General features: G+C 39.8%; 13 protein-coding genes. 6 read left to right on the top strand and 7 right to left on the bottom strand.

Annotated elements, in window-relative coordinates:
* The first annotated feature begins 5 nt into the window (after positions 1-5).
* Together IJ00_RS24880 and IJ00_RS24875 are read left to right on the top strand one after the other, a co-directional pair.
* Positions 6-293: an NAD(P) transhydrogenase subunit alpha gene (locus tag IJ00_RS24880; protein ID WP_035157948.1), complete on the top strand. Its 288-nt coding sequence runs from the start codon at positions 6-8 to the stop codon at positions 291-293.
* Positions 294-352: 59 nt separating this feature from the next.
* Positions 353-1,759, top strand: a complete 1,407-nt coding sequence (locus tag IJ00_RS24875) for an NAD(P)(+) transhydrogenase (Re/Si-specific) subunit beta (protein WP_035157945.1) — start codon at positions 353-355, stop codon at positions 1,757-1,759.
* 77 nt (positions 1,760-1,836) lie between these two features.
* Here the strand turns inward: IJ00_RS24875 and IJ00_RS24870 are convergent, their stop codons facing one another.
* On the bottom strand, positions 1,837-2,319 hold the full coding sequence (locus IJ00_RS24870) for a phosphate-starvation-inducible PsiE family protein (RefSeq protein ID WP_035157942.1): 483 nt from the start codon (positions 2,317-2,319) through the stop codon (positions 1,837-1,839).
* Positions 2,320-3,330: 1,011 nt separating this feature from the next.
* Here IJ00_RS24870 and IJ00_RS24865 point away from each other — a divergent pair.
* The gene (locus IJ00_RS24865; RefSeq protein WP_035157939.1) at positions 3,331-4,374 is read left to right on the top strand and encodes a PleD family two-component system response regulator; all 1,044 of its coding nucleotides are present in this window, start codon (positions 3,331-3,333) and stop codon (positions 4,372-4,374) included.
* A 54-nt stretch (positions 4,375-4,428) separates the two neighbouring features.
* Here IJ00_RS24865 and IJ00_RS24860 read toward each other — a convergent pair whose 3' ends face one another.
* Both IJ00_RS24860 and IJ00_RS24855 read right to left on the bottom strand, forming a co-directional pair.
* Positions 4,429-5,514, bottom strand: coding sequence for a tetratricopeptide repeat protein (locus tag IJ00_RS24860; RefSeq protein WP_082127392.1), 1,086 nt, complete (start codon positions 5,512-5,514; stop codon positions 4,429-4,431).
* Between the two features lie 56 nt (positions 5,515-5,570).
* Positions 5,571-6,209: an RNA polymerase sigma factor gene (locus tag IJ00_RS24855; RefSeq protein ID WP_035157935.1), complete on the bottom strand. Its 639-nt coding sequence runs from the start codon at positions 6,207-6,209 to the stop codon at positions 5,571-5,573.
* A gap of 327 nt (positions 6,210-6,536) precedes the next feature.
* Here IJ00_RS24855 and IJ00_RS24850 point away from each other — a divergent pair, with 327 nt between their 5' ends.
* Positions 6,537-7,130 carry a glyoxalase-like domain protein gene (locus IJ00_RS24850; protein WP_035157932.1) on the top strand — a complete coding sequence of 198 codons (594 nt, stop codon included), beginning with the start codon at positions 6,537-6,539 and terminating at the stop codon, positions 7,128-7,130.
* An 86-nt stretch (positions 7,131-7,216) separates the two neighbouring features.
* Here the strand turns inward: IJ00_RS24850 and IJ00_RS24845 are convergent, their stop codons facing one another.
* The 3 genes from IJ00_RS24845 to queG form a co-directional block, all read right to left on the bottom strand.
* Positions 7,217-7,978 (bottom strand): ABC transporter substrate-binding protein, encoded by a 762-nt coding sequence (locus tag IJ00_RS24845; protein WP_339366980.1) that lies wholly within the window; start codon positions 7,976-7,978, stop codon positions 7,217-7,219.
* Positions 7,979-8,159: 181 nt separating this feature from the next.
* Positions 8,160-8,813 carry an HAD-IA family hydrolase gene (locus tag IJ00_RS24840; protein ID WP_035157930.1) on the bottom strand — a complete coding sequence of 218 codons (654 nt, stop codon included), beginning with the start codon at positions 8,811-8,813 and terminating at the stop codon, positions 8,160-8,162.
* A gap of 168 nt (positions 8,814-8,981) precedes the next feature.
* Positions 8,982-9,962 carry a tRNA epoxyqueuosine(34) reductase QueG gene (queG, locus tag IJ00_RS24835; RefSeq protein ID WP_035157928.1) on the bottom strand — a complete coding sequence of 327 codons (981 nt, stop codon included), beginning with the start codon at positions 9,960-9,962 and terminating at the stop codon, positions 8,982-8,984.
* Positions 9,963-10,171: 209 nt separating this feature from the next.
* Here queG and IJ00_RS24830 point away from each other — a divergent pair, with 209 nt between their 5' ends.
* A complete protein-coding gene (locus tag IJ00_RS24830) occupies positions 10,172-10,693 on the top strand; it encodes an orange carotenoid protein N-terminal domain-containing protein (RefSeq protein ID WP_035157925.1) in 522 nt (173 codons plus the stop codon).
* 411 nt (positions 10,694-11,104) lie between these two features.
* A complete protein-coding gene (locus tag IJ00_RS24825) occupies positions 11,105-11,530 on the top strand; it encodes a ketosteroid isomerase family protein (protein ID WP_082127472.1) in 426 nt (141 codons plus the stop codon).
* An 85-nt stretch (positions 11,531-11,615) separates the two neighbouring features.
* Here the strand turns inward: IJ00_RS24825 and IJ00_RS24820 are convergent, their stop codons facing one another.
* The gene (locus IJ00_RS24820) at positions 11,616-12,053 is read right to left on the bottom strand and encodes a hypothetical protein (RefSeq protein ID WP_035157919.1); all 438 of its coding nucleotides are present in this window, start codon (positions 12,051-12,053) and stop codon (positions 11,616-11,618) included.
* Positions 12,054-12,180 lie beyond the last annotated feature (127 nt).

Raw genomic sequence — 12,180 nt, 5'->3', positions numbered from 1 at the left:
GCACCATGACTGAAGCATTAATTGCTGCCTTGTTTGTGTTTGTTTTAGCATCATTTATTGGTTTTGAAGTTATCAATAAAGTCCCCCCAACCCTACATACACCTTTGATGTCAGGTTCTAATGCCATTTCTGGAATTGCCGTTTTAGGTGCCATTGTCGCCTCTGGAGCGAAAGAGTGGAATCTATCAGTCATCTTCGGTTTAATTGCTGTTGTCTTAGCCACTATTAACGTTGTAGGTGGTTTCTTAGTGACAGATAGAATGTTGCAAATGTTTAAAAAGAAAGCAACCTAGGGAATAAATTCTCAGATTCCTGATTTTCACTTTCAATTTCCCATCACCATGTAGAAAATATGACAGAATTTCTTACCTCTGGGATTCAGTTGACATATTTAGTCGCTGCATCTTTATTCATTCTCGGCTTGAAAAAACTTGGTTCTCCAGCAACAGCTAGAAATGGCAATCTGATTGCAGCCGTGGGAATGTTACTAGCAATTGTCGCTACATTGTTAGATCAACAGGTACTCAATTACGAAATGATTCTGCTAGGTTTAGCCATCGGTTCTGTATTAGGGGCGATCGCTGCCTACAAGGTACAGATGACGGAAATGCCCCAAATGGTAGGTTTACTCAACGGTTTGGGTGGTATGGCATCTGCCCTGGTTGCCCTGGCTGAATTCTGGCGCTTACTTTCCCACTCCCAGCCAGTACCCCTCGATGTCAATATATCCATGCTCCTGGATGTGCTAATCGGTGGTGTCACCTTCACTGGTAGTATGATTGCCTTTGCCAAACTCCAAGGAATCATGACTGGTTCCCCCATCACCTTCCCACTGCAAAAAGTATTTAACGCTTTTCTCCTCGGCTCCTATATTCTTGGTAGCGTCTATCTGATTAACGATCCCCATAACCTCCTGGTATTTCTGGGCATCGTCACAGTTTCCCTGATTTTGGGTGTGATGTTTGTCATCCCCATTGGTGGTGGTGATATGCCTGTTGTTATCTCTCTGCTTAACTCTTTCTCTGGGTTAGCAGCAGCAGCAGCAGGTTTCGTGGTAATGAACAATATGTTAATTATCTCTGGTGCCCTGGTTGGTGCATCCGGTATCATCCTCACAGAAATCATGTGTAAGGCAATGAACCGTTCCTTACTCAGCGTGCTATTCGATGCTTTTGGCAGTGGTGGAAGTACCGTTAGCGCTAGCAGTGGTGGCAGTACAGGTGATAAATCCGTTCGCAGTATCGATCCTGAAGAAGGAGCGATGATGCTAGGTTATGCCCGCTCAGTGGTAATCGTGCCCGGTTATGGTATGGCAGTAGCCCAGGCACAGCATAGTGTACGCGAATTAGCCGATCAGCTAGAACGTATGGGTGTGGAAGTGAAATATGCCATCCATCCCGTTGCCGGCAGAATGCCAGGGCACATGAACGTATTACTTGCAGAAGCTAACGTTCCCTACGAACAGCTTCACGATATGGAGGATATTAATCCTCAATTTGATCAAACCGATGTAGCTTTAATTATTGGCGCTAATGATGTTGTTAACCCTGCTGCTAGAACCGATAGCAGTAGCCCCATTTATGGGATGCCGATTCTGGATGTCGATCGCGCCAAACATACTATCGTCATCAAGCGGGGTATGAGCGCAGGTTTTGCCGGAGTTGATAACGAACTATTCTACAAAGATAAAACCACAATGCTTTTTGGCAGTGCGAAAGAAATGGTAAGTAAATTAGCTGCTGAAGTCAAGCAATTATAGTTTTCCCTTCCCTTCAGATGCCTAACTCTTGTATCTTGAGTTAGGTTTCTGCTTGATTTATTACAGGAAAAAATTACTTAGTCAGCAATTGCTGAATGCTCATCTGTATTTTCTGTATGATGCAGTTTTGTCTGTTCAAATAAGCGAGCTATCCAAGGCAAAACTATCAAAAATGCACCCAAAACTAACAAAAATACAGAAATGCCGTAAATTTGATCGCGAGGAATTTCTAATACACCGCGTAAAATCACTTCCCGTAGCGCTGACACAATAGTAATTTCTACTGCTGCGATCACAGAAATGCTTTGTGCTTCGATGTAATCAATTAGTAAACGAAACAATTCGACTAATATCAGAATAAAAAGTATATCAGAAGTAACTAAACGTAAATCTAAAGGATTAAGTAAAGAAAAAAACATATCTCCTAACCTAATCACCATCACACAAAACAAACCGATACAAAGGGAGATAACAATAAAATCCTGAAATAGCTCTAAACTACTGACAATGTTGTCTCTCCGAAAGAAGTTAGTCAATTTGTTTATCACTTTTTTCTGCATTGAATCTCTAGAAGATATCGTTAATATTTTCTATATTAAGCAATCATTTTATCTAGATAAAAATTATTTCTCAGCAGCATATATTTATATTTTAAAAGTATTTATTGCTGCAAAACAGATACTGATTTAGCTCTCTAGAAGTGAGAATTAAAGAGGTGAATCAGAAAAATCATATTTATGATTAGGCAATAGGTATTTTAAATCAGGGTTTGAAGCATATTTGTATCCAATTACATCGTTAGCTTGCGATATGCCAACCTAACTTCAAATAAAAGTTCTATAGCTATCAAAAAAATATATATTTACCTTCCAGTTTCATCTTTTCTGGTATATGTCAGTTCCTTATGGCTACTTACTCCCTCCTCTACCCTATTTTGTCAGTCTGGGAAAAAGAAAAGAGGGTTATACCGATTCAAAAAATGTTTGCGACAGATACCCCACCCGCCTAACGGCACCCTACCCTTGCGAATGGGAGGGTTGGGGAGGGGTTTTGTTCATATGTCGTATTGTTTTTTCAAATTGGTGTTATTTCAAAGAACATTTTTCAAGTCAATAAAAGGTCATTCCCTAGGAATAAACCCAGTTTATCGCTAAACAAAGAGTATTTTACTCAGTGCTACAGTTCAGCAAATCAAGTTGTAACAGTCTTAAGATTTACTTGATGAAGAAGATTTCAGTGAAAATGCTGAATATTAAGACTTTTTGGGAATGAACAAGATGCAGCTTAGCTAACTGATTGTTTCTTACATTAGTACAGGAAAGAGTGAATCAAGCTGGCTCTGTATTAATTTTGAGCTAGATTGTGTATCGATATTTTTTATACCTAGTGTTAGAATTATTTTCCTGTATATTTTTTATTGTGGTATGGCTGTCAGGATTTTTTTCCATAGATTGTAACTCATCTGACTAAATTGGGAATTATAGGTAAAAGCATCAACATATGGAATCTATACGGGATCGCCAATTTTTCTGCTTTTTTACCAAACGCTTATTTTTTTTGGAATGCAACTCATGTCAGGAGGCATTAGCCAATTTTCTTACTCTACTCAACCCCCTCTCATCCTCATCGCTGATGATGATAGAACCATGCGACTATTATTGCGTGAACATATGGAAAAGGAGGGTTATCGAGTAGCAGATGTGAGCAATGGTAAGGAGTGTGTTGAGTCTTTTGTGGAACTCAAGCCAGATTTAGTGCTTTTGGATGCTGTGATGCCTGTAATGGATGGATTTGCTTGTTGCCAGCAACTATTGCGAATTGCAAGAAAAAATTTGGCAGATGCCATGGCAGGTATTGATATCGGTTCTTCCTTAAATACCCAATTAATATCTATGTTTTGGGATAAAACACCCATACTGATGATTACAGGGTTAGATGATCCAGATTCTGTTGATATGGCTTTTGAAGTTGGGGCAACAGATTATTTAACAAAACCTATCCATTGGGCTGTATTGAAGCGGAGAGTCAGACGTTTATTGCAGCAGGGACAAGTATACAAGCAATTAGAGGCTGCAAATCAAGCTTTACAGCAGATGGCTAATGAGGATGGCTTAACTGGGTTAGCAAATCGTAGACGCTTTGACCAATATTTAAATTCTCAATGGTTAAACCTGGCTCAGGAGAAATGTCCTCTGTCTCTGATTTTATGTGATATTGATTTTTTCAAACGTTATAACGACAAATATGGTCATCCTGCGGGTGATGCTTGTCTACAGAAGGTGGGATCTGTTTTACGAGAGGTGGCGCAAAAAAATCATGATTTAGTTGCCCGGTATGGTGGTGAAGAGTTTGCTGTGATTATGCCTTTTACCCAAGCTTCTGGAGCAGTTCACGTTGCAGCATCTATGCAGGCAGGTGTCCGAGAGTTAAAATTACCTCATTCCGAATCGGAAATTAGTCAGTTTGTAACTTTAAGCTTAGGTATTGCGACGCTAGTTCCCAATTTTGAGTCTTCCCCTACTGATATTGTGGCGATCGCCGATCAAGCACTTTATCAAGCCAAATCCGAGGGACGCAACCGAATTATTCTCAGGCAGCCAAATTTGCGAGTGTAAAACAGAAAGGGGGATGGCTGAAAGATTCCCCCTGCTTCTGGGTTATGTGGATAACTACTTGACTTTTTGCCTAATTTGGATAATTTTGTCTTGCAGTAAAATTTCTTGTTGACTATCTGCTAAGGAACGAGCCAGAATCATTGCCCGCTCATAGAAATTACTGGCGGTGGAGTAGTTACCCATCTGCTCGTAAACTTTTGCATAGGATTGGAAGGATTGTAATTCTTCTAGGAGATTTTGGGAGTTTTTGGCTAAAGCTAGACGCTGCTCTAAAAGTTCAAAGGTTCTTTCATAGCGTTTGACGGAACTGTGAGCGGTAATTAAGCCATCTAGTGCGCGTACTTGGTTAGGGCGATCGCCATTGATTTTGGCAATCCGCAGGGCTAACCCATAACTACCAATGGTTCCTGCATAATTTCTGGCAGCTAAGTAAGCATCGCCTAAATTATTTAGTGTATTGGCTTCACCGATGGCATCGCGAACCTGTTGACGTAGGGGGATAGCACTTTCATAGAATTGAATGGCTCTTTTGTAATCTCCTAACCTCGCACTGGCTAAACCCAGATTATTCAGAGAAATACCCTGCCCTTCAGTATTTTTGACATGGTTCGCAATTTCCCAAGCATCCGTGAAGGTTTTGTAGGCAGACGCAGATTCTCCGTATTGCAGAAGCAATGTACCAATATTATTTAAGCTAAAAATTTGTGCCTGAAAATCTTGGGTATCACGGGCGATCGCTAACCGCCTACGCATGGCATCTTCTGCCTCTCTGTAGCGTCCTAGCTTGATATAACCTTGACTCAGATAATCATAGGTTTGCCCCTGCGCCCGAAAATCTCCTAAGCGATGGTACACTTCCAGAGCTGTCAACCATGATTTCAGGGCTTGATTCATATCCCTAGAATCATATTGCTGCTTCCCTTGACTTACCAAATTATCAGCCTCATCCCGATCAATTTGGACTATTGATTTAGCCGAAGGGCGGTGTAGCTGCTCAGTAATATCTGTAGCTTTTGCCATGCCTGGAGTCAGTAATAAAACTGATAAAAGCAGATATAACTGACTCAGATGGAGAGATTTACTAACGAAGGTAATCCGATGGAGAATCCAATCCCCTGCGAAAAAATGACATTGTTTCATGTTAAAAAAAGTTTATCAAAAAAAAATACATAGAAATAGTCAAAAATACAGCATTTCTACTTAGAAGCCTGGAGGGCTAAATTTTCGCCTAAATAGATAGTGCGAACGTCTGCTGGTAATTTTTCCTCAAGCATACGATAACCTTCCTGAAGAAAATTGGCTACCTCGTTGGGAGAAATTGCATCACCTTCCGCTTGTAAGTAAGCTGCAATCCTAGTTTCACTCCAGTGAAATGTCTGTGCCATCAACACGATTAAGCGCAACATTCCTGGTAACTGTTCTAGAGCTTGTTCCACATAACACCGTAGGGGAGGGGAAGTAGTTTTGAGGGAATAGTGAATCGCTTCAGTGGGTAGCAATTCAATTTCATTAATACAGTAAGCTGTCATGTTAATCAGCCAGTTTTGTAATGTCAGCGCCTCCTGGGAAGCAGATGCGGCTTCTAAATTCAGCCCTCCCATTTCATAGTGAATATGTCGCCAAGTTAGGGCAAACAGGTAGTCTGCTTGAACTGGCGATCGCGCAGAATGACGAATTAAGGTATAAACAATCGGACTATATCGACAAAAAATAGCTGTGAAATATCTTCCAGCTTCTGGATGTTGCTGAAATAATTTCACGAGTTCTTGATCACTGTGATGGAACAATGACTTCACCAAGGGGTGGTTAGCTTCAGGAAAATGAGGAATCTGCACAAGCCGAATCTGGATATATTGCTAAAATTATCTTGCCAGAGATTAAGTTTTATTGGTCAATGATTCTTGTACTGAGTCTAAAGAGCAATCAGCAACCTTGACTCAGCACCGTTTTTGTGAGTTGGTGAAGATAAAATATTTATCCTCCTCGCTACCTATAACAAGTCTGTAGTGCAAATCCTGAGAATATTATGTTTGACCGTAATACTTTGTATAACCCTAACACTCATATTGTTTCGCTCTTGATACACTAGAAACACAGACTTAAATTTAAGCTCTAAACTAGAAAACCAAAAGCCACTCCTTTATAAAATTCTTAATCTGTTCATGGTTATAGCAGTTAACGGGACTTCATTCCTGCACCATCCTTTCACCCTTGCTTCGTTTTTACCATCCCTACCTTTGGATAGTCTATTTTCTACCCAAGGAATTATGGTAATGCTTTTAGCAGCATACGCAGGGGCAATGTGGATGTTTTTGACTAGCGCCCCCAAAGTCTATACAGTTATGGTGTCCGATTTAGAGATTGCCCGTCAGTTGTATGAAGGTTTACTGGATTTACCAGCAGCAGAAGTACCTTTACACTACTACTACAACTACGAGCAAACCATCGGTGCTACAGGTGTAGACCCCCTGTACATGGGTGCTAGTCCTAGCTATTCTAGCCGCATGACAAGTGGAAGCGATGGACTGTGGTATCAATTGAAAAAGAATACCCAGTTACACATCATCACTGGAGCTAGTATAGGCACTAAAAACCAGCAACGTCACGTATGTTTTGACCATGACTGCTTGGAGATGATTTTATTACGGGTGGAAACACGGGGATTAAAATTTAAGATTCGCAGTCGTAAACCCTTAAATTTTTTGGTTAAAGATTACGAAGGTAGAGTCATTGAAATGGCAGAAGTGGCAAATTAATATTTATCAGTTATTGGCTCACTGTTCACTAAGTTGATAATTTTGCCAGGGTTGGGTGAAGGTTAATTTTCCCCAACTCATATTTTTTAGAGATTACTAAAAACTTCATTCATCCGTTTCAAGGTTTTTTCTATAGAATCAATACTGCCAGCATTAATTAATCCATGATAATCAAATACATAGACTTGATTATTTTTGGTTGCTTTTAAATTCTGCCAAAATGATTCTTTTTGCCAATCGCTGATAACTGCTGCATCTGCCTTAGCAGGAGGAGTATTAATGAGAATAATCACATCGGGATTAATTTCCAGAATTTTCTCCGCAGAAAGAGTCACGTAACCCTTGAAGGCACTTTGCCCCTGCAACTCTGCTGTGACATTTTTGATATTCAATTGTTTTAATATGTCTCCAGCCCAACTATTTTTATTGGGGGAAATAATCGGTTTAGTTCCAGTTAATACTAGGGTAGAAGTCTCTTTACCTGGTTTATTTGCCAAGAAGCTTTCATATCTAGTTAAAAGAGGTTGGGCATTTACTCCTAAATAGTTGGCTATATCCTGAGTCAACTTTTCCAGGGATTGCCAATTATTTAAATTATAACTATAAATTGTAACTCCTAATTCTTTTAATTTTTGAACTTGCGGTTGATAAAAACCTTCTGGAACGATTGCCAAATCGGGTTTAAGAGCAATAATTTTTTCCAAATTTGGTGGCGTTCTACCTTCACTCACACGAGAAATTGTCTGAAATCTCCCATCTTGATTCAAGAGACTACTACCAGCCATCCCGACTAATTTTGTCTTGTCTAATTCGTAAATAATATCAGCAGCGATTGGAGAGAGAGCCACAATTCTGCTGGCAGAGCTTGGGGATGACGGGGAGGTTATAGAGACGGGAGTATTAGATTTATTAGGGTTGGGAGTTGAGATATTTTGGTTTGTCGTACTGCAAGCAATTAAAATACAGCTAAGCAGAAAAACTGCTCCCCGATAAAATATTTTCTGCAAGTTTTTCGGTAAAGAAAAAATTTTATTTAACTGTGTCTTTTTTGGCATTTTCTAATACATCTAGTAATTGGCTGGGTTCTTCAATTAAAAAATTGGGGTTATAGCTGGCTAATGCTTCGGGAGAGTTGAATCCCCAGGTAACGGCGACAACTTGAATATTAGCTTTTTTAGACGCTTCAATATCTCTAGTTTCATCTCCCACATAAATTACATCTTTGGCTTTGAGTTGCTTTTGACGTAATACATTATTAATAATAGTTGTCTTTCCAAAAATGGTTACACCAGAATAAATAAAGTCAAATAATGTATCGAGATGGTTGAGCTTTAAAAAGCTAGTGACATTTTCTTGGGAATTAGATGTAATAATACCTAATTTATAGCCTTGGTAATGTAGGTTAAATAGTGCTTCTTCAATCCCTGGGATAGGTTTCAAATCGACGATTTTACTTTTGAGTTCTCCTTTAACTTTCTTGACTAGGAATGGTACGCGAAAAACAGATATTCCGGAATACTTCATGATTTCTCTAGAAGTCAAACCTCTGAGTATTGCTAGTTCTTCTGGTGTAATTTGGATATAGCCAAATTCTAATGCTAATCGGTTAGCAATACTCACCAGGGCATCGACTGTATCAGCAATTGTGCCATCAAAATCAAATATAATAACTTTTTGATTCATTGGAAAATAGGAATGAAGCCGTCTCTACGAATAGGCACATCTGACATTTAACTTTCGTATCTTTGCCAAAATTACTATGGGATTTAGGAAATCAAGGAGAATATGCAAGGATGAGTAATTATCCATCCAAATCAACTTGACAGGGGGATAGTGTGAAGAAAAGTAAAATTATTTATCCTGATTTAAAGTTTTTAGGTTGCTTTGGGCATTTCTCCTGAACATTTTTGGTTTAATTCGTCTGAGTGCTGAGGCTGTAAATCGTTTTTCCCATTCTTGATCGGAAATTTCTGCTAATTCTAGCAATTTAGGCGTCAGATTCCCAGGGTAGGGTTGAAATTCCTCGATATCTGTTTCCTTGGCAAAGCGTTGATTCCATGGGCAAACATCTTGACAAATATCGCAACCTGCTACCCAACCATTTAAATGAGGGGTGATATTCTCCGGTAGTTGCTCTGCCCGATTTTCAATAGTATGGTAAGCAATGCAGAGATTGGCATCGACGGTAAAAGGTTTGGCGATCGCCTTGGTGGGGCAAGCTTCTAAACAACGGTTACAGGTGCCACAATGCTCTGTGTGGGGAGAGTCTGGAGTCAGAGGCAAGTTGGTGACAATTTCCCCTAAAAACACCCAAGAACCATACTCACGGGTAATCAGATTACTATTTTTGGCTATCCAACCAATACCTGCTCTTTGTGCCCATAGCTTATCTTGAAGAGGTCCAGTGTCAGCATAGTATCGTGCTTGGATGTCTGGGTGTAGGCTTTGTAACCAATTTGTCAGCGCTTTGAGTTTTTTGTGCAGAATTTTGTGGTAGTCTCGACCCCAACCATAGCGGGATATTTTGGCGTATTCTGTTCCCTGGGGATGTTGGTGGGCTGTGTAGTAGTTGAGAGCAAGGGATATCACCGATCGCGCTTCTGGCATTACCAGTTTAATATCTTGACGCTTCGGTGTTGTCATCCATTCCATGTCACCATGAAAACCCTGTTTTAACCATGCTTGCAAATGGTGAGGTGTTTCCTGTTCCCAGTCTGCAACTCTCGCAATCCCGACTTTGTGAAAACCAATATTTAGTGCTTTGTCTTTGATTTCACTGGTGGCGATGGTCAGAGCATCAAGCCTTTGGCTTTTCTCTGGCAATTGATTCATCTATCTAAAAATTCGCCTAATTATTGGCATAACTATTATACACAACCTCACCAGTATCAATGTTTGAAATTTCCTACTACTGGTATTTGTAAATTTTATTTGCCATTTGTTAAGAAATTATGCAAAATGTAAATTAAGAAAGGAAAAACACCTTTCAGTAATTCCCGGTAATTTTCCAGAACACTTATTAAATCGACTGTAGTGCAATCATGACATTTACAACTGATTCAGCACAAAACCGTTTTGCTAACGCTTTCAACTACAGCCAACCCTTAACTGATGCTGTCACCTCTACAACTGCTGTATTTAAAAGCTTAAGCGTAGACGACCAACTAGCAGTGCTTTGGTTTACTTACACCGAAATGGGACGTTCAATTACACCAGCAGCTACAGGTGTAGCACGTTTGCAATTAGCCGAAGGTCTGTTGAATCAAATCAAACAGATGTCTCATGAACAGCAGTTACAGGTAATGCGTGACTTAGCTGCTAGCAAAAACACCCCAATTTCCCGCTCCTACGGTATCCTGAGTACAAACACCAAATTAGCTTTCTGGTACGAGTTATCAGAATTAATGACACAAGGTTTAGTTGTTCCCGTTCCCCCCAATTACCAACTGTCCCGTGACGGTTTTCAAGTATTAGAGACTTTGAAGAAATTAGATTTCGGTCAGCAAATCACTGTTTTGCGTAAAGTTGTTACAGACATGGGTATTGACCCCTTCGGACGTTAATTCTCTAATTGCTAATTGGGAATTGATAAATTTCAGTCAAGTTAGTAATTTTCCATTCTTACCTATCCAACCTCAATGTCACAGGATAATTTCTATCCTGATTTAAGTTCCTTGGCAACTGTCTGGGAACTTCTTCATCAAATAAGGTTGATAAGTAGTCGGGTAGAATTAAAATAATTCGTAATTACGTTTTGTGACGGGGATTTAAATCCCCAAAGTTGCTTAAATAGTAAGATGGGGGGTAGGTTCGGTTGAAATATCAAATCTAAAGCTTCCATAGGTTACGCTACCGCTAACCCATCCTACAAAAGATTTTGCCTCCCTACTTAGCTAGAATAAAGACTCAGGAATTTTGTATAAGCTTTCAGTGCAAATTTATTTGCAGCTAGTTAATAAATCAGAGAAAAAATGATGACAGCTGCCAAGTCAGAAATAGTTTCATCCCAGAGTGAGATTGAAATTGAGGGAATCAGTGAGGTAACAATCTTAAATTACTTCACTACCTTAAATGCGGGTGAGTTTGGAGATACCGTGGCATTATTTTCAGAAGATGGGGTAATGCAACCACCCTTTGAGTCTGGGATTGTGGGAAGAGAGGCGATCGCCCACTATTTACAAACAGAAGCAAAAAATTTGAAAGCTTTACCCCGCGAAGGATATTTAGAAATCCTGGATGCGGATAATATTAAAGTTGAGGTGACAGGTAAAGCTAAAACTTCTTGGTGTGCAGTGAATGTGATGTGGCAATTTTTGCTGAATCAACAACGGCAAATTATCTACGTAAAAATTAAGTTACTAGCTTCACCCCAAGAGCTACTGAAATTGAGAAGAAATTAATCAAGTGTGATTTCCGCAAAAAATAGGGGTAGTATCAACTATCCCTATTTTGATTGATATTGATTTATTGATTTTTCCCAAAGGTTTATTTTGCTAGGGCGGGTTGCTGGAAAGACCGCATCAGCATTTTCCGACCCAATTCTATGTCTGATGGGGCACATTGCCAATCTGGGTGTGCAGTCATGAGCAGACTATCTAAAGTCTCCTGGTCAAATAAATGCCACACAGGAGCTTGATTAACTTCTGCTTCTATCGCGTAGCAATTAATACCAACACAGTGAATGATTAAATTGTTAACGATTCTGGTGATGGTCATAGTTTCACCCGGTTGTAGAGCGCGAAACTCTAGGATTACCTCTTTTAGCTCTGGAATACTGGATGTCGATAAACCCGCGATCGCCACAGTTAGATGATTGTCACTGTTCACATTCAACCAATACTGACGACTGGGGTCAATACCTTCCAACCAGGGCATTTCATCATCAAGGCGATAGCGAGGAGCTAAACAGAATGAGGCAACCATAGGTGATATTGATTGGGTGAAATTTCTGGAGTAGAAGCAGACCCCAAAGACCTATGGAGTCTAGCTTCAGAAAATTAGCAGGAGGCTAGCTACAGTTTCTAGTATTTAATGATTGCTGTGGACAAAG

It is taken from the genome of Calothrix sp. 336/3 (assembly GCF_000734895.2).
In the GTDB taxonomy this organism is placed as follows: domain Bacteria; phylum Cyanobacteriota; class Cyanobacteriia; order Cyanobacteriales; family Nostocaceae; genus 336-3.
The sequence above is the reverse complement of the archived record's forward strand: the minus strand, read 5'-3'. Positions and strand labels throughout refer to the sequence as shown.

Bases quoted from the DNA above. Each gene is read 5' to 3' on its own strand.
- IJ00_RS24880 (WP_035157948.1), top strand. From the start codon at position 6: ATGACTGAAGCATTAATTGCTGCCTTGTTTGTGTTTGTTTTAGCATCA.
- IJ00_RS24875 (WP_035157945.1), top strand. From the start codon at position 353: ATGACAGAATTTCTTACCTCTGGGATTCAGTTGACATATTTAGTCGCT.
- IJ00_RS24870 (WP_035157942.1), bottom strand. From the start codon at position 2,319: ATGCAGAAAAAAGTGATAAACAAATTGACTAACTTCTTTCGGAGAGAC.
- IJ00_RS24865 (WP_035157939.1), top strand. From the start codon at position 3,331: ATGTCAGGAGGCATTAGCCAATTTTCTTACTCTACTCAACCCCCTCTC.
- IJ00_RS24860 (WP_082127392.1), bottom strand. From the start codon at position 5,514: ATGAAACAATGTCATTTTTTCGCAGGGGATTGGATTCTCCATCGGATT.
- IJ00_RS24850 (WP_035157932.1), top strand. From the start codon at position 6,537: ATGGTTATAGCAGTTAACGGGACTTCATTCCTGCACCATCCTTTCACC.
- IJ00_RS24840 (WP_035157930.1), bottom strand. From the start codon at position 8,813: ATGAATCAAAAAGTTATTATATTTGATTTTGATGGCACAATTGCTGAT.
- queG (WP_035157928.1), bottom strand. From the start codon at position 9,962: ATGAATCAATTGCCAGAGAAAAGCCAAAGGCTTGATGCTCTGACCATC.
- IJ00_RS24830 (WP_035157925.1), top strand. From the start codon at position 10,172: ATGACATTTACAACTGATTCAGCACAAAACCGTTTTGCTAACGCTTTC.
- IJ00_RS24825 (WP_082127472.1), top strand. From the start codon at position 11,105: ATGACAGCTGCCAAGTCAGAAATAGTTTCATCCCAGAGTGAGATTGAA.
- IJ00_RS24820 (WP_035157919.1), bottom strand. From the start codon at position 12,053: ATGGTTGCCTCATTCTGTTTAGCTCCTCGCTATCGCCTTGATGATGAA.